Raw genomic sequence first — 21,358 nt, forward strand, 5'->3', positions numbered from 1 at the left:
GCCTCATCCCTTCATTCCGCTGGCGGCGATGCCGCGTACGAAGTAGCGCTGGCCGAACAGGAAGATGGCGAGGATCGGCAGCACGGAGAGGACCGACCCGGCCATGATCATCGCGTACTGCGCGTTGAACTGGCCGATGAACGAGCGCAGGCCGATCTGGACGGTCCACAGGTTGTTGTCCGTGAGGTAGATGAACGGCCCCATGTAGTCGTTCCAGGTGTTGACGAACGTCAGCAGCGCCAGGCTGGCGAGGGCGGGCTTGGACAACGGCAGGATGATGCGGGCCCAGATGCCGTACTCGCTGAGGCCGTCGAGGCGCGCGGCCTCGCTGAGCTCGTCCGGGATGGTCAGGTAGAACTGCCTCATCAGGAAGACCCCGAAGGCGCCGAACGCCTGCAGCAGGATCAGCGACCAACGGGAGTTCACCAGCCCGAGGTGCTGCATGATGATGTACTGCGGCACCATGTATGCCTGCCAGGGCACGGCGATCGTCGCGATGTAGCCCATGAACAGCACGTCCCGACCGGGGAAGCGCACCTTGGCGAAGCCGTAGGCCGCGAAGCTGCCGGTGAGCACCTGAAGGAACGTGATGACGACGCTGAGGATCAGCGAATTCCCCAGGTAGGTCGCGAGCGGGATGTCCGTCCAGATGTGGACGAAGTTGTCCCAGTGGTAGCTAGTGGGGATCCACTGGATGGGCACCGTGAAGACGTCCCGGTCGGCCTTGACCGAGGAGATCACCATCCAGACGAACGGCAGAAGGATGACCGCCGCGAGTACGACGAGGACCGCGTAGAGCCCCACCCGACCTGTCGTCCCGCGGATCCCCCGGGAGGCGGGCCGGTTCGTCCGGTCACTCGGCGGACTCGGCGTCGCCCGGTCCGGCGGGCTGTCCTTTCTCATCACGGTCGTGTTCATCGCTCGCTCCTGCGCTGGAATTGGAACTGGACGAGGGTGATGACCAACACGATCGTGAAGAGTGCCAGCGAGATGGCCGAGGAGTAGCCGAACCGGCCCTGGGTGATGCCTTCCCGGAAGATCAGCTGGGAGAGCACCAGCGAGGAGCGGCCCGGGCCGCCCTCGGTCATCACCTGCACCAGGTCGAAGATCTTGAAGCTGGAGATGGTGAGCATCATCAGCACGAAGAACGTGGTGGGACGCAGGCCCGGCAGGGTGATGTGCCAGAACCGCTTCCATGATCCGGCGCCGTCGACCCGCGCTGCCTCGTACAGCTCGATGGGAATGGTCTGCAGACCGGCCAGGAAGAGCACCATGTAGTAGCCCATGTCCCGCCACACACTGGTCAGGATGAGCGCGGGCAGCGACCACTGGGTGGAGGTCGTCCATCCCGGGGGGTGTGCTACGCCGAGGTGGTGCAGCAGTTGGTTCACCGGCCCGACGTCGGGGCTCAGCAGCATGTTCCAGACGACGGCGACCGCCACCAGCGAGGTGATGTACGGGAAGAAGAACGCGGTGCGCAGGAGCCCCACCCCGCGCAGCTTCTGGTTGAGGAGCACCGCGAGGCCGAGGGAGGCCGCCAGCGTGAGTGGGATGTGTCCCGCCGCGTACCAGGACGTGTTCCGCACCGCGGTCCAGAAGTTGTCGTCCCCTGCCATCCGCCGGAAGTTGGCGAAGCCGATCCACTTCGGGGTCGAGAAGGAGTCCCAGTCGGTGAAGGCGACCACGAAGGCGCCGATGACCGGTACCAGGGTCAGGGCGGCGAAGCCGATGAAGTTGGGCAGGATGAAGCTCCAGCCGACCAGTGCGCTGCGCCGCCGCCGCCTTTTGACGGCGGCGGCGTTCGTGGTGGAGAGCGTGGTCACTGGACTTCGGTCTTCACGCGGTGGTTCATCTCTTCGATGCCCTTGTCTATGGACTTCTCCCCCGTCATCACCAGCTGGTGCTCCTCGGTGAGGATCTGGTCGATGTCCGAGGACTTGTCGCTGATCGGCATCTCCAACTGCACCTTGGAAGGCTTCATGGCCTGCCGGGACAGCGCGTCGGTGGGCATGCCCTTCACCCCGAAGAAGGCCTTGGTGATCGCGGCGTCCGTGTACGACGGCACGATGCCGATCTTGGCAACGGCGGTGGCGCCTTCGGGACCTGAGGCCCACTCCACGAACTTCTTGGCCGCGTCGGCGTTGCGTGCCTTCTTGTTGACGGCGAAGGCGGTCGGCGAGCCGAAGGTCACGGTCTTGCCGTTGTGGGTGATCTGCGGCATCGGAGCCATCCCCCAGTCGACCGGGTTCTTGCCCTGCGCCTTCTCGGCCAGGAGGGCTGCGGCCCACCAGGTGCCCATCGGGACCGTCGCGGCCTTACCGGTGGTGAGCTGGGAGTCGTAGCTGACCTTCTGGCTGGTGGCGGTCGCGAACGACAGTGCGGCGCCGGATTTCTGCAGGTCCAGGGCGGTTTTGTACTGGTTCTTCATCCACCCGTAGTCACCGCTGAGCAGGTTTCCGCCGGTCTGCGCGGAGGCGATGGCCTGCACCACCGAGCGCCAGGTCTGCAGGTAACTGCCGTAGACCTTGGACGACCCCGAGCCATGGGTGAGGCTCTTCGCCAGGGCGTCGTAGTCGGCCCAGGTCAGATGGGACAGATCCTTCTTGCCGACCATGGCCTTGTTGTAGAACAGCACCCAGAAGTCCTGACGGTAGGGCAGCGCGTAGTAGTCGCCCTTGAGATCGAAGTTGTCGAGCCCTGCGTACGACGCCTTGTTCAGCTTCTTGACGTCGTCGGTGAGCGGCAGGAGCTGGCCGCGGGTGGCGTACCTGGCATAGTCCGTGACGTTCTTCATGGTGAGCACGTCGGTCGTGTCCCCACCGGACAGCATGGTGGTGACCTTGTCGGAGTAGTTGTCGGCGAGGATGTCGACGGGCTGAACGTCGATCTTCGGGTACTTCTTCTCGAAGCCGTCGATCAGTGTTTTGAACTCGGGGGTCTGCTGGTAGTTCCACAGCGCGATCTTGACGACGGTCCGCCCGTCGGAGGTGGTCCCTGATCCGCTGCTGCCGCAGCCCGCGGCGCCGAACAGGGCAACGGCGAGCGCGACAGGCAGCACTCGTGCGGTGGTCTTTCTCATGGTGCGGCTCCTTCGGGGTGGCGAGGATGTGCGTGAGGCTCAGGCGCTCAGGCCCTGGGCCCAGCTCTCCGCGGTGATCTCCGCGGCGAGCGGCTGTCGGGCGGTCCAGCGGACCAGTTCGTCCAAGGCGTGGTCGGTGAGGCGGCCGATCTCGGTACCGAGCGAACCGGCCACATGCGGTGTGACCATGACCCGGGCCAGGCGTCGCAGTGGGGATTCCGGGGGCAGCGGCTCCGGGTCTGTGACGTCGAGGATGGCGAACAGCCGACCGGACAGGCACTCGGCGGCCAGCGCGTCGGGGTCGATCAGGCTGCCGCGGGCGGTGTTGATCACGGTCGTGTGGTCGGGGAGTTTACGAAGCTGCTCGGCACCGATCAAGTGCCGGGTCTCACGGAGTTCCGGGGCGTGCAGTGACAGCACGTCCACCCGGGGCAGCAGATCCTCCAGGTCCATCAGCGTGGCACCGGCGCGTGCCACCTCCTCGGGATCGGCGTGCGGGTCCGCGACGAGGCAGGTCGTATCTCCCAGCATGTTGAGCAGGTCGACGACCTTGCGGCCGATCCGGGAGAAGCCGACGACGCCCACCGTCCGGCCGTAGTTGGACAGGTCCCCGTAACCGCTGACCGAACCCCAGCCCCCGTAGGCCCGGCTTTCGTCGGCAGCGAGAAATGGGGCCTTCTTCCCGGCGAAGATGATGGCTGCCAGGGTGTATTCCGCGACGGGTATCGCATTGGCGTCGGCTCCGCTGGTGACCCGGATACCGCGCCAGTAGACCTCGTCGTCGACCAGTCCCCGCACGCTGCCGGCGCAGTGCAGCACCGCGCGGAGCGCCGGTGCGGCGGCCAGACGCTCACGGGTCAGCCGTGGCGCTCCCCACGAGGTCAGCAGAACCTCCGTCTCGGCCAGGCGTCTGCGCACCTCGTCGCTGTCGAGTTCGTCGGTCCAGACCGGGTCGCCCAGGGTCGCCAGCTCTGCGAGCCGTGCGATGCGGTCGGCGTCGAAGTGGGCATCGAAGCTCGACCCGCTCATCACGACCAGCACGTGCGGCTTCGTCTGCATCGAGTCTCAAGTCCTTCCGATGGGAGCGTTACCTGAGCGAGATGGGGTTCCGCTCCGAACAGGTTGAGACAGGAATAGTGGTAGACAGAGCCCAACCACTAGTGGTGAAACAACTTTGAACCTGAACGTTCAGAAACGAACATCAGACAGGGAGGGTGCCGCCGATGACCGACGACCGACTCTTCGCTTCGCAGCGCCGGGAACGTGTCATGGAGGAGTTGCGTCGGCATGGCGCCGTCCGGGTCGGCGACCTGGCACAGTCCCTGGGGGTCAGCGAGCTGACCGTCCGGCGGGACATCGCCGCCCTGGCCGAGCGCGGTTTGCTCACCAAGGTGCACGGAGGGGCGACCTTGCCGACCGACCTCGACCCGTCACGGGCACCGGTTCGTCGTCAGCGTTCCGGAGCGGCCCAGTTCACCATCGGCGTCGTCGTACCGTCACTGGACTACTACTGGCCGCAGATAGTCAGCGGCGCCCGCACCGCGGCCGCCGCGCTCGGCGTCAACATCCAGCTGCGCGGGTCGAGTTACGACCCGGTCGAGGACCGGCGGCAGATCAGCCGGCTGATCGCGTCGCAACAGGTGCAGGGGCTGTTGCTGGCGCCCAGCCTGGAGGACGACGGCGTCGACGAGATGATCGACTGGATCGGCCGGCTGCCGGTGCCCACCATGCTGGTCGAACGGCAGACACCGCACTGGACGCCGACCCCGCGCCAGCTGGAGTGGGTACGCAGCGACCATGCCCTCGGCATGGAGATGGCCGTGCGCCACCTCCACGAACACGGGCATCGCAGGATCGGATTGGTGTTGTCCAAGGGCAGCCCGACCTCGGCCCATCTCGACGTCGGTTGGACGCGGGCCTGCACGGAGCTGGGCCTGCCAGGTGATTTCGTGGTCAGGGAGAGCGTAGGTCTGGACGTGCCCGGCCATCGCGAGATCATCAAGGGCGTTCTCCAACGCTGCCTCGCCTCGAACATCACCGCGCTGATCGTGCACAGCGATCCCGACGCGATGTCCATCGCCCAGTACCTCACGGAGCAGGGCGTCTCCATCCCCGGTGACATGGCGATGGTCAGCTACGACGACGAGGTGGCGCACCTGGCAGAGCCCGCCATGACCGCGATACGTCCGCAGAAGGCACGCGTGGGACGGGTAGCCGTCGAGATGATGGTCTCCCGCCTGATGGAGGGCAAGCGCCGCCCCGGACAGCGGGTCCTGGTCCTGCCCGAACTGGTCATCCGCAACTCCTCGGTGTCGGCGACCCATCGGACGGGGACCGCCTGGGCGTGACGGAAGCTGCGTCAAGAGACCGGAGTCAACGGCTGCCTTCGTTTGTGTTCGCTTCTGTTCGACCTGGTGCGTGCTGGTTGACGCGACCGGCACTGAAGTCTTGAGTGAACGGCCGAAGAGCATCAGGAGTCACAGTGAACGTCAAGCGCCCTTCAGCGACCGGATTTTCAGCGACCGGACTGCTGCACCGGCGGCTCGCCGGGATCCTCACCCCGGACGTCGACCGCGATGTGCTGGCCGAAGTGCTCAGTGGTGCGCACCGGCGCGTATCCGCACCCCGCGTCGAGGACCGCGCGGCGTGGGACACGGTCGACCGGCAGACCCGCCGCCGGCTGCTGGAGGAAGCGCAGAAGGAGCTCGTCGCGCCCGCGCCCGTGCTGCGCGGTTCCGACTGGGCGAGGACCTTTCGTGACGGCGTACGCACGGCGTACGAGGACGAGGCTCGTGCCCTGCGGGACCGCGCTGCGCTGCTCGCTGTCGCGGCGGTGCTCACGAACGAGGAAGCGCCCGCCGGCGCGCCGCCGGGCAGCGCGCCGTACCTTGACGCCACGGCGGACACGTTGCTGGTGCTGCTCGAGGCGAGCACCTGGTGCTGGGCGCCGCACGACCGCTTCGCCGCGGAGCGCGCCGAGATGCTGCCCGACCCGGACCGGCCGTTCCTGGACCTCGGTGCGGCCGAGACGGCCCTGCTTCTCGCGTGGGCGGATCACGTGCTCGGCGTGCGGTGGGACGAGCGTGTGCCCGGGCTGCGCCGCAGGATCCGCAGGGAAGTGACGCAGCGGGTGCTCGGGCCGTTCCGTGACGTCAGGGACTGGCACTGGATCGGACGGGACGGCTCGGCACACAACTGGAACGCCTGGATTCACCACGCGGTGCTGACCTGTGCACTGCTGCTGGTCGAGGACGACACGGAGCGGGCCGGGCTCGTCCGGTTGGTCGTGGAAGGGCTCGATCACTACCTCGCCGTGCTGCCCGACGACGGAAGCGTCGATGAGGGAGTCGCCTATTGGTGGCTCGGGGTAGGGCAGCTTCTGGAGTGCCTGGACCTGCTGGCCGACGCGGGCGGCCCGCCCCTCGACGCCCGCGACCTGCCCGTGGTCAGGCAACTCATCCGCTATCCGCACCTGATGCACCTGGGCGACTCCTGGTACGTCAACGTCGGTGACGCGCCGGCCCGGTCATCCGGCGATCAGCCCTGGCACCTGCTCTTCCGCTGGGGCCGGCTGCTCGGCGACGGCGAGGTCCGCGGCCACGCACGCGCGAGCCACCACCGTACGGGGACCGGTACCGCGCATCCCCGCCAAGGGCTAGGCCGTGCGATCGCCGGCCTGACGGACCCGGAATGGCACGCCGCGACAACCCGCTCGGCGACCTCGGAGGGCGGTGAGGGCGGCTGGCTCCCCCGGGACGTCTGGCTGCCGCGCGCCCAACTGCTGGTGACGCGTGAGCGCGCCGGTACCAGCGAGGGGCTGACGCTGGCGGTCAAGGGCGGCCACAATGAGGAGCGCCACAACCATCTCGACGTGGGTGCGTACTGGGTGGCGCTCGACGGCCGGCCGATGATCGTGGACATCGGCAAACCGACCTACACCGCCGCCAGTTTCGGGCCCGACCGTTACGAGGCCTGGCCCCTCCGGTCGAGTTGGCACAACGTTCCGGAACCGGGCGGTGAGCAACTCCCCGGTGCTCTGCACGCCGCCAGGGAGGCTGCCGTCGACCTGGGCCGGCACGCGACCGCCTGGCGCGCGGATCTCTCAGACGCTTACCCCGACGGGCTGGTGGAGCGGTGGAGCCGCCGGACTCGCCTGACACGCGCCACCGGTTCCCGGCCCGCACACATTGTCATCGAGGACGAGCCGCGCCCCGTACCGGACCGGTACCTCCTGCGCCATGTCCTGGCAGGGCGGGTCCGTCTCGACGACGGATTCGCTGTGGTCAGCGCCGAAGGCGGGCGGGCCCTTCGGATGAGTTGGGACCCGGCGCTGCTCGAGGCCCGTGCCGAGGTCCGCTCGCTGGGTGATCCCGAGTTGCGTGCGTCCTGGGGTGACTCGCTGACTCGGCTCACTCTGGCCCCGCGCGTCAGCGCCTCGGGCTCGGCCGGAGAACCCGCACGGGTGCGCATCGAACGGGCCGGTTGACCACTACAGTGAAGGTATGTCCGGTGAATTGGTGCCCGATCGCGGCGAGCTGCGCGCGTCCCACGAGGATCGAGACCAGGTAGTGGAGCAGCTGCAGATCGCTGCCGGAGACGGTCGGTTGACGGTGGGCGAGCTGGAGGAACGGCTCGACGTGGCGCTGACGGCCCGTACTCATGGAGAGCTCGCGGCGCTGCTGACGGATCTGCCGGCAGCCGGTTCGGCCTGGGCGGGCGCGGTCGCGGCCGCCGCTCCGAAGGAACTGTCACGGATCACGGTCGACAGCGGGAGCGCGAAGCGGGACGGTGCCTGGGTGGTACCGCAGCGCATGGAGATCGAGGCCAGAAGCGGGAGCGTCGTTCTTGACTTCACCCGGGCCGTCATCGCGTTGCCCACCTTGGAGATCGAGGCGTCGGTGCGCAGCGGGTCGGTGAAGCTGGTGGTTCCGCCGGATGTTTTCGTGGATGTGGATGACGTGGCGGTGAGCAGCGGGAGCGCGCTCAGCCGCGCGCAGATCGTCCCGGGGGCACCGGTCCGGCTGCGCGTCCATGTGACGGGGAAGGTACGCAGCGGCAGCATCACGGCGGGGCCGCCCAAGCCCCCACGTCGCAGTTTCCTGCAATGGCTGTTGCGGCGCCCGCGGCCGACGACGGCACTCCCCCGCTGATGCACGGCCGGCTCCTCAGCTGACAGCGCCGGGTTCCCGCACCCGCCGGATGACCGGCGGGCGCGGGGACAGATCTTTCAGCGAGCGGTCAGTTTCCACAGATGGTCGGCGGTGCCGTTGTCGTCCCACTGGAGGACCTGGGCGCCGGAGGAGGTGCTCATGCCGTCGACACCGAGCAGCAGACCACTGTTGTAGTTGGCGATCTTGTAGTAGCCGCTGCCGGCCGGAATGAGCTGCCAGAGGTGGTCGTCGGTGGCGTTGTCGCCCCAGATCAGAGCCGTGCCTCCGGCGCTGGTGCTCTCACCGGTGATGCCGAGCAACAGACCACTGGCCTGGTTGACGATCTTGTAGCGGCCCGAGCCTGCCGGCACCAGGGTCCAGTTCTGGTCCGTGCCCGAGGACGAGGCGGCCTGCACCACGGTGGTGCCCTGTGCGGTGCCCGCGCCCTTGGTGTCGAGGGCCAGGCCGCTGTTCCTGTTGCTGATCCGGTAGCGCCCGGCCAGCGAGGTGGAGTTGCCGCTGGGGGTGACGACCAGGTGGTAACCGTCGGACGCGTTCATCGCCACCGGAACGGTGATGGATCCGTTGTTCACCGTGTAGTCGCTCTCGGAGATGGTGAATGGTGCGGAGACGGCCGTGGTGCGCCCGCGGGACGGGGTGTATTCCAGTTTGACGTGCACCTTACTTCCGAAGGCCGACAGCGAGCCGAGTCCGTTGACGGTGACAGCCGTCGAACCGGTGCCGCCGCCGAAGATGACGCTGACCTGCTTGCCGTCCCCGCTGAGCGAGGCGGCGCCGTCGATGCCGGTCTGGGCCGGGGGCGTGGTGGTGAGCATGTTTCCTGACATGTCGCCGTACCACTTGTACAACCAGTAGGAGCCGTTGGGCGCTCCGCCGGTGTCGGTCAGGGTGTCACCGAGGGTGCCGTAATGATTCCAGAAGGCCAGCTCGGCGTCGTGGACGCCGGCCCGCTCGAACTTTGCGACGTAGCCGATGAGGGAGCCGGGCACGCCTATCTCGGTGGGTGTGGCGTATTCCTCGATGGCGATCGGCCGCGGGCTGATGCCGAGGCTGCTCTCCAGGGAGCGGTAGGCGGCGACGTGGGCCGCGATGTCCTTGCTGCCCTGGAGCTCGTGCCAGGCGATGATGCCGGGAACGGTGCCGCCGGCCTTCGCGTCGGTGAGGAACTGACTCATCCAGCCCTGGTTCCAGGCGGAGTAACTGGGGCCCTGGATGGGGGTGCTGCTGTCCTTTGCGCGCACCTCCTTGTACGTGCGTGCCCATCCCGCGTCGAAGGCGCCGGCGTGGGCGGTGTCCCAGGTCCAGTCGGGCTCGTTCCAGAGTTCGTACGCACTGACGTTGGTGGCACCGGACGACTTCACTGAGGCGACCTGGGTATCGACGGCGGACAGCCAGTCACTCCAACTTACCCATTTGTACGGAAAGTTCGGGTACCAGTCAGGCATCCGGACGACGACCTTGGCGCCCGCCCTGGCCGCCTTGGGAGCGACGACCAGGGAGTCGCCGGCCGGACGGGGCTCGCCGTTGGGCAGCTGATGGCCGCCGGGGGCCATCTGAACGAAGGTGTTGGGCTTCAGTGGCTGGACGAGGCTGTCGGCGGGTGTGCCGGCGTCGGCGAGTCCGTAGAGGCTGCCCGTGGCGACATGGGTGACCGGGCGCAGCTTCTGGTTGGCGTTGACGACCAGGGTCGTGGACGCGGTGGGGGCCGCGTCGGCGGATGTACCGCCCGTGAGGACGGTCGCCGCTGCCGCCAGGGTCGTGGCCAGGACGGCGGCGATGGGACGGCCGAACGGTCGTCGTGGGTGGAGGTGGTGACGTTGACGGGATCGCTGGTCGGACATGACAGCGGCTCTCCTGAGGACAGCTTGGGCTCGGATGCGGAAGTGAATGCGGCGACCGCCCTGACCGGTCGACCGGGGACCCGTAGCAGCGTGTGATCCTGCGCGCCGTACGGGAGCCGGGCGGGCCCCGGGCCACCGTCGCCCGCGGGCGGGAGGTGTGCGTCACCGGTCAGTCCTTGACCGCGCCCGCGGTGACCCCGGCGGCCACGTAACGCTGCGCGAGGACCAGGAGGACGGCGGTGGGCACGGACGCCACGACGGCGGTGGCCATGATGGAGTTCCACTCCTGGTTGTTGTTGCCGATGTAGTGGTAGATGCCGAGCGTGATCGGGCGCAGATCGCCGCCGCCGTCGAGCGTGTTGGCGAAGACGAAGTCGGACCAGGCCCACAGGAAGCCGAACAGTGAGACGGTGACCACGGCGTTGCGGCTCACCGGCAGGACGACGGACCAGAAGGTGCGCCAGGTGCCCGCGCCGTCGATCCTTGCGGCGGCGGTGAGCTCGTCGGGGAGGCCCGACATGAACGCAGTGAAGATCATGACGCCGAACGGCACGGCGATGGTCGAGTCCGCGACGATCAGGCCCCACCAGGAGTTCAGCAGGCCGAGGTTGAGGAAGATCCCGTAAAACCCCATCGCCATGACGATGCCGGGGATCATCTGGGCGATCAGCAGTACCAGGCCGAGCAGACCACCGCCGCGGGGGCGCAGTTTGGCCAGCGCGTAGCCGGCCGGCGCGGCGATGACGAGGGTGATCGCCACGGTGCCGAGACCGATCAGCAGGCTGGTACCGAGGTAGGGCATCTGGTCGTGCAGGACGGCCCGGTAACCCTCGAAGGTGGGGTGCAGCGGGAGCAGGTCGGGCGGGGACTTGCGCATGTCCTGCTGCGGGGTGACGGAGACGTTCAGCATCCAGTACACCGGGAACAGCATGATCGCGGTCAGCAGGACGCCGATGACGGTGTTGCGGCGCGAGTGCCGGATACCGTGGGAAGAGGTCACGGTTGCTGCCTCCTCTGGACGCGGATGTAGAGCAGGCCGAAGACGAGAGCGATGATGATCAGGATGTTGCCGACGGCGGCCCCCGGGCCGAACTGCGGGAGCAGCGTGCCGAAGCCGAGTTGATACGACCAGGTCGCCAGGGTGGACGAGGAGTCGCCAGGACCGCCCTTGGTCATGATCCAGATCAGGTCGAACACCTTGAGGGTGTACACCAGGCCGAGCAGCAGAGTGATCGCCGAGACCGGTCGCAGCATGGGGAAGGTGATGCGCCGGAACTGCTGCCAGCCGCCGGCACCGTCCAGGGAGGCGGCCTCGTACAACTCGGTGGGAATGTTCTGCAGGCCGCTGTAGAGGATGACCAGATTGAACGGGATACCGATCCAGATGTTGGCGAGAACGACCGAGGTCAGTGCCCAGTGCGGCGAGCTGAGCCAGTCGACCGGTGACACACCCACGAGGTGGAGGGCGTAGTTGACCACGCCGGACTCGCTGTTCAGCATCCAGGACCAGGTCGACGCCGACACGATGAGCGGCAGCAGCCACGGGACGAGGAACAACGCCCTGAGGGTGGCAGCCAGCCGGAAGTGCCGGTTGAAGAAGACGGCGAGCCCCAGCCCGGCGACGTACTGGAAGAGGATCGACACGAAGGTGAAGACCATCGTGTTACGCAGTGCGGGGCCGAAGGTCGGATCGTGCAGCACCTGGGAGAAGTTGTCCCAGCCGGAGAAGGGCGCGTTGTTGTCCACGAAGGACCGGACGGTGTAGTGGCGCAGACTCAGGTCGAGGTTGCGGTAGAGCGGATAGGCGTAGAAGGCCACGAGATAGGCGACGAGCGGGGCCACGAAGCCCAGCGCGGTCAGCTGGTTCCTGCGGCGCCGACGGCGGGCCGGGGGACCGGTCCGGCCGTCGGTGCCCGTTGCTCCGGACACGGCCGGCGCCCGCTTCCGGCGGTCGACTCGGGCGAGGGTCATGCGAACTCCTGGGTGCGGGTGTCGGTGTCCGGAACGCGATGTGCTCTGCCGCGCGCGATCAGCCCTTGGCCTTCGCGGCAGCCGTCTGAGCCGTGTCGAGGGCGGCCTGCGGGCTCTTCCCACCGGACAGGGCCGCCTGTACCGCGGTCCACATCGGCTGCGAGATGGCGGGGTATTTCGTGCCGAGGCCACCGCTGGTGCGTCCGCGAGCCGCGGCCACGGCCGTCACCCACGGCTGCAGCTTCGGGTTCGCCTTGACCTGCCGGCTCTGCACCGTCGCGGTGGGAGCGACGTAGGTGAGGGTGGTGTCGCTGGCCAGCAGGTTCTTGGAGCTGGTCAGGCAGGTGACGATCTCCTTGCTGACGTCGTAGCGGGAGGTGTCCCTCTGCACCGGGACGGTGACGAACTCTCCGCCGGTGGGGACGGGCGCGGAACCGCCGTTCTGCCCGGGGATGCTGACGACCCCGTACGGGAAGCCCGCCTTCTCCGCGTTGGCCAGCTGCCAGGTGCCGTTCTCGCTGAAGGCGTAGTCGCCGGTGGCGAACTCCTGCCAGTTGGTGGTCTGGGTGTTGTTCAGCACGTCCTTGGGTGCGTAGCCCTTGTCGACCCACTGCTTCCACAGGGACAGGGCTGCCACGCCATGAGCGGAGTTGAGCTTGGTGAGGTCGCCGCCGGCGCCCCAGAACCACGGGAGGAACTGGAAGCTGCCCTCCTCGGTGCCGATCGCGGAGAAGGTGATGCCCTTCTTGCCGGCTGCCTTGACCTTTTCCAGGGCGGCCGTCAGGGAGGCCCAGTCCTTGACGGACGCGGGGTCGACGTGCGCGGCCGTCAGGATCTTCTTGTTGTAGTAGAGGGCAAGCGTGTTGGCGCCGATCGGTACGCCATAGGCAGCGCCGTCCAGGGTGCCCGCGCCGATGATGTTCTTCTGGATCGAGGACGTGTCGAGACCGAGGTCGCTCGTCTTGTTGAGGATCCCGGCCTCCACCAGGGTGGAGACGACCGGGTTGTCCACCATCATCACATCGGGGGCGTTGCCCTGCTGGGCGGCCAGCAGGGCCTTGTTTCCCAGGTCCGTGGTGTCGTAGCCGGTTCGCTTGAGCTTGACCCCGGCTTCGGTACCGCACTGGGTGACGCGCTTGCCCCAGTCTGAGGAGGCGTCGAACTGCGGGTAGGGATCCCAGAACGTGTACGTCTTCGACGTGCCGGATGACGCCGAGGAGCTGGAGCCACCTCCGCAGGCGGCGACGGAGGCGACGGTGCCGACGGCGACCATCGCGGCGAGGAGGGAGCGGCGGGTGTTTCTCATCGTGGAGACCTCGTTGTCATGAGTGGCCGGGGTGGGAAGGACGGGTGGCACAGGCTCAGAAGGTGGGCAGCCAGACGCGCATGCTGCCGTCCTGCCGGTTGGCCCAGGCGTAATAGGGGATGGCGGTCAATTCGATGGGCTCGTCCGTCGAAGGGGCCGCTTCGGGGGCGGCTCCGGCGGAGCGGTAGGGCCACCAGTCCCCCTCCGGCAGCTGCCGGCGATGGCCCGCGGCCACCACGGTGGTGACGCCGCCGAGCAGGTCCGGTCGGTGCCGAACGGCCGGCGGGCGGGTCGTGTCGACGACGATGTCGTCCAGTCCCCCGGTGGGGTGGTCCACCTGTTCCAGGCAGTACACGAGGGGCCCGCGCTCGATGGCCACACAGCCGCGGACCGCGTCGACCCGGGGGTCGGCCGCGGTGAGGCGCGGGGCCATCCCGAGTTCCAGGACGACCTGATCCCCTGTCACCCAGGTGCGCTCCAGACGCAGCCAGCCGTCCTCGACGGGCGCGTCCGTGTGATCGTACGTCCGGTCGCCGCACCGCACTCGGTACTCGTGACACCACTGCGGGACCCGGGCGGACAGCGTCCAGGGACGGTCCCCCGGGGTCTCCTCGACCGTCAGGGAGACCACGCCCTGCCACGGATAGTCGGTCTCCGCGGCCACGGTGACGGGGGTACCACCGAGGTCCCCGCGGTAGCGGCCCGTGACGTACTGGTGAATCTGCAGGCCCTTCCCTTGGGCATCGGTGGAGGACAGGTAGTGCTCCAGCCCCGCCAGCAGCCGCATGACGTTCGGAGGGCAGCAGGCGCAGCGGAACCACTGGGTACGGCGGGCCGACTGGTCGCCGCCGGTGTCCGTGTGACCGTCGCGGACCTGCAGGGGGTTGACATACAGCCAGCGCTCGCCGTCCAGGGAGACGCCGGCGAGAAAGCCGTTGTACAGGGTGCGCTCGATCAGGTCGCTGTAGCGGGCCTCGCCGGTGAGCAGGGCCATGCGCCAACTCCACTGGATCGAGGCGATGGCGGCGCAGGTTTCGCAGTAGGCACGTTCGTTGGGCAGCTCGAACGGGTCGCCGAAGTCCTCCTCGTCGTGGTGCGCGCCGAGCCCGCCGGTCAGGTGGGTCTTGGTGGCGGTCATCGCGTGCCACAACCGCTCGGCGGCGGACCGCAGTTCGGCGTCGCCCGTCTCGGTGGCCAGGTCCGTCGCGGCGGCCAGCAGATAGAGCTGGCGAACGGCGTGTCCCTCGACCGTGGTCGCCGCACGCAGCGGCACCCGGTCCTGGCAGTAGGCCTCGCCGCCCAGCGCGCCGTGTCCGAAACGGTCCAGGAAGTATCCGGCGAGATCCAGATAGCGCCGCTCGCCCGTCTCCCGGTACAGCTCGACGAGGGCGGTCTCGACCTCGGGATGGCCATCGACCCCGTCGATGGGCCTGCCACTGCCGGAAGGGCCGAAGACCGAGTCGATGTGGTCGGCGAAACGGCGTGCCACATCGAGCAGTTCGTCCCGCCCGGTGGCCCGGTGGTGGGCCACCGCCGCCTGGATCAGATGCCCGGCGCAGTACAGTTCGTGACCCCACCGCAGGTCCTGATAGCGCTCGCCTCCCCGCCGGATCTGGAACCAGGTGTTGAGGTAACCGTCGGGCTGCTGCGCGTCGGCGACCAGCGAGACGATCCTTTCCACGTCGGCCGCGAGCCGGCCGGTTTCAGCACCGCCCTCCTCCTCCCGCCCTCGCTGAGCGAGCTGCCAGGAGGCTGCTTCCAGCCACTTGTAGACGTCGGTGTCCACGAACGGGTAGGCGCCCTGGTACTCCCCCTGGGCCGCGCCCGCTGCCAGGCGCAGGTTGTGCAGGTTTCCCGCGGACTCCAGCAGACCGGGGCCCTGCGGAATGGAGGTGCGCGCGTTGACCTCGCGTCGGGTGTGCCAGAAGCCGTCGCGCACCTCGGTGGTGGCGGGGTGCAGCGCGGCATGGGCACCAGGCCCGGGGCGGACCGGACCGGTTGGCGTCCCGCCCTGTTCGAGCGCGGCGGAGAACTGAGGGGAGGGCAGGGTTGCGCGTGAGCGGGGCATGGTTCTCCGAGAGGTCTGGAACGGGGCGCGAAGACCGGCGACGGGACGACGACCAGGTGGACCTGGTCGGGCGTGCGGGCCGGGGTGGCGCCCGTACAACCGGAAGAGGCAGCCGTCTTCCGAGCTCGTTTTGAGCAATCGTTTTCCTGCGGCAAAGTAGAGGCCAAGCCGTAGACCGGGTCAAGAGGTGCGACGGAATATTTTTCAGTTGCCCACGGTCTGGCACGGGGCATCGATGACTGCGACGATGGTGCCGCTCGTGCCGTCAGGAACGCCCGAGGAATGTCGAGGAAAAGGATTGTTCGTGACCGATGCTCCAGGTTCTCCCTCCGCCGACCGCGCGAAGCTGGCCGACGTCGCCGCCCTGGCCGGCGTCAGCGTGGGCACGGCCTCCAAGGCATTGAACGGCGGCGGCCGGATGCGGCCCGAGACCAGACAGCGGGTGCTGAACGCTGTGGAGACGCTCGGGTTCCGGCCCAACCAGCACGCGCAGAGCCTGCACACGGGGCGCAGCTGGACGGTCGGGCTGATGACGACGGACGGCATCGGCCGGTTCAGTACGCCGGTGCTGCTCGGCGCGGAGGATGCTCTCGGAGCGGGAAAGATCTCCGTGCTGCTGTGCGACACCCGGGGCGACACCATCAGGGAGCAGCACCACCTGCGCAGTCTCATGGACCGCCGGGTGGACGGCATCATCGTCACCGGCCGCCGCACGGATGCCCGCCCACCGCTGAAGGGCATCGCGCCGATACCGACCGTCTACGCTCTCTCCCCCTCCACCGACCCGTCGGACATCTCGGTGATCTCGGACGACGCCGGCGGTGCCCGCCTCGCCGTCGAGCACCTGCTGGCGACGGGCCGCACCCGGATCGCCCATGTCACCGGTCCGGAACACCATGCGGCCGCCCGTGACCGCGCCAGGCATGCGGTCGAACTGCTGGAGCACTCGTCCCTCGGCCTGGCCACCGGACGGATCCACTTCGGCGAGTGGAGCGAGGCGTGGGGGCGGCGCGCCGTCGACGCGGTCCTGCGGACGGCACCGGACACGGACGCCTTCTTCTGCGGCAACGACCAGATCGCCCGGGGGGTGGCGGATGCGCTACGGGAACGGGGGCTGAGCGTTCCCGGCGAGATCGCCATCGTGGGCTACGACAACTGGGACACCATGGCTCTGGCGTGCCGGCCACCCCTCACCACGATCGACATGGACCTCAATGAAATCGGCCGGATCGCCGCGCTGAAGCTGCTCGAGGCGATCGACGCCGCACCGGCGCCGGGCGTGCACCCCGTGTCCTGTCGTCTCGTGGTACGCGAGTCCACCTGAGCGGCGTCACAACAACCGTTGCTCGGTGGCGACCGCCACCGCTCCCGCTCGGGTATCGACACCCAACTTGGCGTAGATCCGGCTCAGATGGGTCTTGACGGTGGCCTCGCTGATGAACCATGAGCGTGCCGTCCATCTGCCGCGCCGGATACGCATGGCGGGCAGCCCGTGCCCGCGCACCCGGCCGGTAGCGGGAGCACCAAGTGCTCCGGGAGGATTTCTACTTCCGCACCGAGACGCTGATCTCGCTGGCCGAGAAACACGGCCTGACGGCCCGTTTCATGGCCGACTGGGAAAAGCTGTCGCACGGCCAGTCCAAGATCCGGGTCACCCGACGACCCGTGCCATGAGCAGCGCCACGTCGTCGTGCTTGTCCGGGTTCCGGAGCTCTCCCAGCAGCCGGTCGCAGGTGTCCTCCAGCGTCCGGTCCTCCGTGCGGAGCAGTTGGAGCAGGGCGTCCAGCCGGGTGTCGATGTCGTCGTGGTGCGTTTCCACCAGCCCGTCCGTGTACAGGACGATCCGGTCACCCGGCGCGAGGTCGATGGTCAGGTCCTTGAAGGCGACGCCCCCGACGCCCAGCGGCGCGCCGGTCGGCAGGTCGAGCAGCTCCGGGGGTCCCGCGTCCCGGACGACCACCGGGGGAAGATGGCCGGCGGTACTCACACAGCACTGGCCGACCGTCGGGTCGAAGACGGCGTAGAGGCAGGTGGCGAGCCAGGGGTCCAGATCGGTGATGATCTCGTCGAGGTGCCGCAGTACCTCGGCGGGCTGGAGCGGGAGGCGGGACAGCGTCTGGGTCGCGGTGCGCAGCCGGCCCATGGTCGTGGCGGCGTTGATACCGCTGCCCATGACGTCCCCCACCACCAGGGCGGTTCTTCCGTCACGCAGGGCGATGATGTCGAACCAGTCGCCGCCGACCTCGTACCCGGACCCGGCGGGTTCGTAGCGGGACGCGACTTCCAGGCCGGCCAGGTCCTTCGGTGTCTTCGGGAGCATGCTGCGCTGGAGGGTGAGTGCGGTGTCACGCTGCTGCCGGTACAGCCGGGCGTTGTCGATGCAGACCGCCGCCCGCGCTGCCAGCTCGCACGCCAACAGGGCGTCGTCCTCGGTGAAGGGCAGCGGGTTGCGGGCGCGCTTGAGGTCGAGAGCGCCCAGCACTTCGCCCCGCGCGATCAGGGGTACGGCCAGGTAGGAGTGGACTCCGGCCCGGGTGAGCCAGGCCGCCGCCCGGCTGTCACGGGCGACGTTCGCCATCTTCTGCTCGTCGAGGTGCGCTTCCCTGACCGGCCGGCCGGTGCGTACGCACCGGGTGACAAGCCGATGGGCACCGTAGTCGGCTGCCTCCCCCGGACGGTCGGCCGCGGCCGCGGCGATGGTCGGATAGGCCGCGGCGACGGCCAGCGCCCGGATGACCGCCGGGCCCTCCTTGGGGGTCGGCTGGCCCTGCAGAACGGTGTCCAGGAGGTCCACGGCAGCAACGTCGGCCAGTTCGGGGACGGCGACGCTCGCCAGTTCGCGGGCGGTCTGCTCCAGGTCGAGGGTGGTCCCCACGCGGACCGAGGCATCCGCCACCAGGGCGAGCCGGTGCCGGGCCCGTTCCGCATCGGCGGCCGCCCGGTACCGGTCGGTCACATCGATCACGGAGACCGCGAGTCCCAGCACCCGCCCTGCGGAGTCCTCCAGCCGGTACATCGATACCGACAGGGCCCGGTCGGTCTCCGGGGTGCCGCGCCGGTCCATCACCTGCCGGTCCAGCACGGGCTCGCCGGTCTCCATGACCTGACGCATGGACGCCTCCGCCTCGGCGTCGACGAACGGCAGGATCTCGCCCACCCGCCTGCCGAGACGCTCCGTCGACCGCTTTCCGTCCATGCGTTCCAGGGCGGCGTTGACGGCCAGATACCGCAGGTCGGTGCCGAGGACCGCGAGGCCGATCGGCGCCTGGTCCACCAGCCGCACCGACAGGGCGAGGTCCCGTTCCACTCGGCGCAGCGTGGCCTGATCGGTGGCAAGACCCAGGGCGTAGAAGTCGCCGAGGTCGTCCGTCAGCCGCATGTTGCGGAACTCCAGGAGCCGCGTTTCTCCGTTCTTGTGACGCACCGGGAACACCCCCGCCCAGCCTTCCCCGCTGCTCATCACCTCGGCGAACAACCGGAGCACCAGTTCGAAGTGTTCCTCGGCGACCAGGAGCTGGGCGGCGTAACGACCGAGCGCCTCTTCGGACCGGTAGCCCAGCAGCTGCTCGGCCTGTGGGCTCCACAGCACCACGCGCCCTTCGGCGTCCAGCACCATGGCGGCCACTCCGAGGACGTCCAGCAGCCCGCCCGCCGGCGAGGGGGCGACTCCGACCCGGTCGGGCTCGCTGTCACCGACCCCAAACCCTTCAGCGCCGCCCATAGCCGACCTTTCCCCTGCCGTCACTGCCGCCGGTCACTGCGTTCGGAACAGCCCTGGCTGTCGCCTTCCATGGTCCCCCCGCGACGCCCGCATGCGCAGTGCGACGCCCCGCGAATCCGGCGATGGCATACCGTACCGGGCCGGCGGTCGAGCGCCGGTCAGCCCCGGTAGGTTTCCAGCAGCCGCAGCCAGACTTCGCTGATCGTCGGATATGCGGGTACGGCGTGCCACAGCCGGTCGATGGGCACCTCCCCGGCGACCGCCACCGACGCCGAGTGCAGCAGTTCGCTCACGCCCGGGCCGACGAATGTGGCACCCAGCAGCACCCCCCGGTCCACATCGACGATCATCCGGGCGTGGCCGCGGTACCCGTCCGCGTACAGCCCGGCGCCCGCGACACCGGACATGTCGTAGTCCACGGCCGTGACCCGGTGACCCGCCCGCTCGGCTTCGGCGAGCGTGAGACCGGCCGATGCCGCCTCCGGGTCGGTGAAGACCATCTGGGAAACCGCGGCGTGGTCGGCGGTGGCGCAGTGGGCTCCCCAGCGGTCCGTCTCGAGGAGGGGTACACCCTGGGCCCTGGCGGTGATCGCCGCGCCCGCGATCCTGGCCTGGTACTTGCCCTGGTGGGTGAGGAGCGCCCGGTGATTGACATCGCCCACCCCGTAGAGCCAGTCGATGCCCTCGACCCGGCAGCTGTCGTCCACGGTCAGCCAGGATCCGGGTTGCAGTCCCACCGATTCCAGGCCGATGTCGTCGCTGCGCGGAGCCCGGCCGGTGGCGACCAGGACCTCGTCGGCCCCGACCCGCTCGCCGCTCTCCAGTACCACCGTCGCCGGGCCGTCGCCGCGTTCCACCGAGGCGACGGAAACCCCGGTACGCACATCGGCACCGGCCTCGGTGAGCGCCGCCGCGACGAGGTCCCCGGCGAACGGCTCCATCCTCGGCAGCAGTCCTCCGCCGCGCACCAGCAGGGTGACCTGTGAGCCGAGGGCCTGCCAGGCGGTCGCCATCTCGGCGCCGACCACTCCGCCGCCGATGATCACCAGGCGCCCCGGGGCCGCCTGGGCGCTGGTCGCCTCCCGGCTCGTCCAGGGCCGGGCTTCGGCCAGTCCCGGAGTGTCCGGTACTACCGCGCGGCTACCGGTGCACACGGCCACCGCGTGCCGGGCGGTCAGTACCCGTTCGCCGTCCTTACCGGTCACGGTCACCGTTTTACGGCCGGAGAGCCGGCCGTGCCCGCGGTAGAGGTCCACGCCGATGCCGTCCAGCCAGCCGACCTGGCCGTCGTCCTTCCAGTGGGTCGTGCACGTGTCGCGATGGGCGAGGACGGCGGCGGTGTCGAGGGGTCCCTGAACCGCCGGGCGCAGTCCCGGCACCCTGCGCGCGTCGGCGCGCGCCGTCACCGGGCGCAGCAGCGCCTTGCTGGGCATGCAGGCCCAGTACGAACACTCGCCGCCGACCAGTTCACTCTCGACCACCGCCGCGCTCAACCCGGCGGCCCTGACCCGGTCGGCGACGTTCTCCCCCACCGGACCTGCTCCGAGCACCACAACGTCGTACTCCGTACTTCCCCTGGGATCTGTCATGGAGACAGTCTGGTCCGGGGTGTGCCCGGTGGCCACATGGGCAGTCGGAATACGACATGGAAGAGCACGGTTGTCGCGGGTGACGCCCCAGACAGCCACGAAAGGCGGACCCCGCATGAGCACGGTCGAACTCACCAAGGACAACTTCGACGATGTCGTGACCGACAACGACTTCGTCCTCATCGACTTCTGGGCTTCTTGGTGCGGTCCGTGTCGGCAGTTCGCCCCGGTCTACGAGAGCGCCGCGGAGCGTCATGCCGATCTGGTCTTCGCCAAGGTCGACACGGAGGCGCAGCAGGAGCTGGCCGCCGCCTTCGAGATCCAGTCCATTCCCACGCTCATGATCGTGCGGGACAACGTCGCGGTCTTCGCCCAGCCGGGCGCCCTGCCGGAATCCGTTCTGGAGGACGTCATCGGGCAGGCGCGCGCGCTGGACATGGACGAGGTCCGCAAGTCCGTCGAGGAAGCGAAGAACGCTTAGCGCCGGCCATATCGGCGCGCTGGTTCGCCGGAACCGGCCGGGGCGGCGGCGCGCCCCCCCCCCCCCCCCCCCGGGGCGGGCCGAGCAAAGATGGGGGGGCCGGTGACCCCCGGCCGGGGGGCCCCGCAGAT

General features: G+C 68.9%; 16 protein-coding genes and 2 pseudogenes. 6 read left to right on the forward strand and 12 right to left on the reverse strand.

Annotation, left to right across the window (positions count from 1 at the left end; genetic code table 11):
* Positions 1-3: 3 nt before the first annotated feature.
* Genes AB0M87_RS16215 through AB0M87_RS16230 form a run of 4 tightly spaced genes read right to left on the reverse strand, consistent with a single transcriptional unit; the run spans position 4 to position 4,138 of the window.
* The gene (locus AB0M87_RS16215; protein WP_365853210.1) at positions 4-918 is read right to left on the reverse strand and encodes a carbohydrate ABC transporter permease; all 915 of its coding nucleotides are present in this window, start codon (positions 916-918) and stop codon (positions 4-6) included.
* A complete protein-coding gene (locus AB0M87_RS16220) occupies positions 915-1,823 on the reverse strand; it encodes a sugar ABC transporter permease (protein ID WP_365853212.1) in 909 nt (302 codons plus the stop codon). Before AB0M87_RS16220 ends, AB0M87_RS16215 begins: the two co-directional genes overlap by 4 nt.
* A complete protein-coding gene (locus AB0M87_RS16225; RefSeq protein ID WP_365853214.1) occupies positions 1,820-3,079 on the reverse strand; it encodes a sugar ABC transporter substrate-binding protein in 1,260 nt (419 codons plus the stop codon). Before AB0M87_RS16225 ends, AB0M87_RS16220 begins: the two co-directional genes overlap by 4 nt.
* Positions 3,080-3,118: 39 nt before the next feature.
* Positions 3,119-4,138 carry a hydroxyacid dehydrogenase gene (locus AB0M87_RS16230; protein WP_365853216.1) on the reverse strand — a complete coding sequence of 340 codons (1,020 nt, stop codon included), beginning with the start codon at positions 4,136-4,138 and terminating at the stop codon, positions 3,119-3,121.
* A 164-nt stretch (positions 4,139-4,302) separates the two neighbouring features.
* Between AB0M87_RS16230 and AB0M87_RS16235 the strand changes: the two genes are divergently transcribed.
* From AB0M87_RS16235 to AB0M87_RS16245, 3 genes are all read left to right on the forward strand, one after another.
* On the forward strand, positions 4,303-5,427 hold the full coding sequence (locus tag AB0M87_RS16235) for a substrate-binding domain-containing protein (protein WP_365853218.1): 1,125 nt from the start codon (positions 4,303-4,305) through the stop codon (positions 5,425-5,427).
* Positions 5,428-5,561: 134 nt separating this feature from the next.
* Complete coding sequence (locus AB0M87_RS16240; RefSeq protein WP_365853220.1) at positions 5,562-7,565, forward strand: heparinase II/III family protein; 2,004 nt, start codon at positions 5,562-5,564, stop codon at positions 7,563-7,565.
* 16 nt (positions 7,566-7,581) lie between these two features.
* Positions 7,582-8,229: a DUF1707 domain-containing protein gene (locus AB0M87_RS16245; RefSeq protein WP_365853222.1), complete on the forward strand. Its 648-nt coding sequence runs from the start codon at positions 7,582-7,584 to the stop codon at positions 8,227-8,229.
* A gap of 77 nt (positions 8,230-8,306) precedes the next feature.
* Here the strand turns inward: AB0M87_RS16245 and AB0M87_RS16250 are convergent, their stop codons facing one another.
* The 5 genes from AB0M87_RS16250 to AB0M87_RS16270 all read right to left on the reverse strand — a co-directional run bounded on the left by AB0M87_RS16250 (position 8,307) and on the right by AB0M87_RS16270 (position 15,436).
* A complete protein-coding gene (locus tag AB0M87_RS16250; RefSeq protein ID WP_365853224.1) occupies positions 8,307-10,091 on the reverse strand; it encodes an RICIN domain-containing protein in 1,785 nt (594 codons plus the stop codon).
* A gap of 169 nt (positions 10,092-10,260) precedes the next feature.
* Positions 10,261-11,022, reverse strand: coding sequence for a carbohydrate ABC transporter permease (locus tag AB0M87_RS16255; protein ID WP_365853437.1), 762 nt, complete (start codon positions 11,020-11,022; stop codon positions 10,261-10,263).
* 65 nt (positions 11,023-11,087) lie between these two features.
* Positions 11,088-12,062 (reverse strand): sugar ABC transporter permease, encoded by a 975-nt coding sequence (locus AB0M87_RS16260; RefSeq protein ID WP_365853226.1) that lies wholly within the window; start codon positions 12,060-12,062, stop codon positions 11,088-11,090.
* A gap of 58 nt (positions 12,063-12,120) precedes the next feature.
* Positions 12,121-13,368: an extracellular solute-binding protein gene (locus AB0M87_RS16265; RefSeq protein ID WP_365853228.1), complete on the reverse strand. Its 1,248-nt coding sequence runs from the start codon at positions 13,366-13,368 to the stop codon at positions 12,121-12,123.
* A 55-nt stretch (positions 13,369-13,423) separates the two neighbouring features.
* Entirely contained in the window at positions 13,424-15,436 is a 2,013-nt protein-coding gene (locus AB0M87_RS16270) for a beta-L-arabinofuranosidase domain-containing protein (RefSeq protein WP_365853230.1), read from the reverse strand.
* Between the two features lie 304 nt (positions 15,437-15,740).
* Here AB0M87_RS16270 and AB0M87_RS16275 point away from each other — a divergent pair, with 304 nt between their 5' ends.
* Positions 15,741-16,760, forward strand: coding sequence for a LacI family DNA-binding transcriptional regulator (locus AB0M87_RS16275; protein ID WP_365853232.1), 1,020 nt, complete (start codon positions 15,741-15,743; stop codon positions 16,758-16,760).
* A gap of 6 nt (positions 16,761-16,766) precedes the next feature.
* Here AB0M87_RS16275 and AB0M87_RS16280 read toward each other — a convergent pair.
* Positions 16,767-16,889 (reverse strand): annotated as a pseudogene (locus AB0M87_RS16280) (LuxR C-terminal-related transcriptional regulator); the annotation flags it as partial.
* 65 nt (positions 16,890-16,954) lie between these two features.
* On the opposite strand from AB0M87_RS16280, the pseudogene AB0M87_RS16285 reads away from it, so the two are divergent.
* A pseudogene (locus AB0M87_RS16285) lies at positions 16,955-17,110 on the forward strand (methyltransferase); the annotation flags it as partial.
* Here the strand turns inward: AB0M87_RS16285 and AB0M87_RS16290 are convergent.
* Together AB0M87_RS16290 and AB0M87_RS16295 are read right to left on the reverse strand one after the other, a co-directional pair.
* Positions 17,088-19,157 carry a SpoIIE family protein phosphatase gene (locus AB0M87_RS16290; protein ID WP_365853234.1) on the reverse strand — a complete coding sequence of 690 codons (2,070 nt, stop codon included), beginning with the start codon at positions 19,155-19,157 and terminating at the stop codon, positions 17,088-17,090. The pseudogene AB0M87_RS16285 and the gene AB0M87_RS16290 sit on opposite strands and share 23 nt — an antisense overlap.
* Before the next feature lie 158 nt (positions 19,158-19,315).
* Positions 19,316-20,746 (reverse strand): NAD(P)/FAD-dependent oxidoreductase, encoded by a 1,431-nt coding sequence (locus AB0M87_RS16295; protein WP_365853236.1) that lies wholly within the window; start codon positions 20,744-20,746, stop codon positions 19,316-19,318.
* 115 nt (positions 20,747-20,861) lie between these two features.
* Here AB0M87_RS16295 and trxA point away from each other — a divergent pair, with 115 nt between their 5' ends.
* A complete protein-coding gene (gene trxA / locus AB0M87_RS16300) occupies positions 20,862-21,227 on the forward strand; it encodes a thioredoxin (protein WP_365853238.1) in 366 nt (121 codons plus the stop codon).
* Positions 21,228-21,358: the final 131 nt, after the last annotated feature.

This window comes from Streptomyces sp. NPDC051320, from assembly GCF_040682175.1.
In the GTDB taxonomy this organism is placed as follows: domain Bacteria; phylum Actinomycetota; class Actinomycetes; order Streptomycetales; family Streptomycetaceae; genus Streptomyces.

Coding starts and splice junctions, on each gene's coding strand:
- AB0M87_RS16290 (WP_365853234.1), bottom strand. CDS start 19,157: ATGGGCGGCGCTGAAGGGTTTGGGGTCGGTGACAGCGAGCCCGACCGG.
- AB0M87_RS16230 (WP_365853216.1), bottom strand. CDS start 4,138: ATGCAGACGAAGCCGCACGTGCTGGTCGTGATGAGCGGGTCGAGCTTC.
- AB0M87_RS16235 (WP_365853218.1), top strand. CDS start 4,303: ATGACCGACGACCGACTCTTCGCTTCGCAGCGCCGGGAACGTGTCATG.
- AB0M87_RS16270 (WP_365853230.1), bottom strand. CDS start 15,436: ATGCCCCGCTCACGCGCAACCCTGCCCTCCCCTCAGTTCTCCGCCGCG.
- AB0M87_RS16260 (WP_365853226.1), bottom strand. CDS start 12,062: ATGACCCTCGCCCGAGTCGACCGCCGGAAGCGGGCGCCGGCCGTGTCC.
- AB0M87_RS16255 (WP_365853437.1), bottom strand. CDS start 11,022: ATGCTGTTCCCGGTGTACTGGATGCTGAACGTCTCCGTCACCCCGCAG.
- AB0M87_RS16245 (WP_365853222.1), top strand. CDS start 7,582: ATGTCCGGTGAATTGGTGCCCGATCGCGGCGAGCTGCGCGCGTCCCAC.
- AB0M87_RS16295 (WP_365853236.1), bottom strand. CDS start 20,746: ATGACAGATCCCAGGGGAAGTACGGAGTACGACGTTGTGGTGCTCGGA.
- AB0M87_RS16265 (WP_365853228.1), bottom strand. CDS start 13,368: ATGAGAAACACCCGCCGCTCCCTCCTCGCCGCGATGGTCGCCGTCGGC.
- trxA (WP_365853238.1), top strand. CDS start 20,862: ATGAGCACGGTCGAACTCACCAAGGACAACTTCGACGATGTCGTGACC.
- AB0M87_RS16250 (WP_365853224.1), bottom strand. CDS start 10,091: ATGTCCGACCAGCGATCCCGTCAACGTCACCACCTCCACCCACGACGA.
- AB0M87_RS16225 (WP_365853214.1), bottom strand. CDS start 3,079: ATGAGAAAGACCACCGCACGAGTGCTGCCTGTCGCGCTCGCCGTTGCC.
- AB0M87_RS16215 (WP_365853210.1), bottom strand. CDS start 918: ATGAACACGACCGTGATGAGAAAGGACAGCCCGCCGGACCGGGCGACG.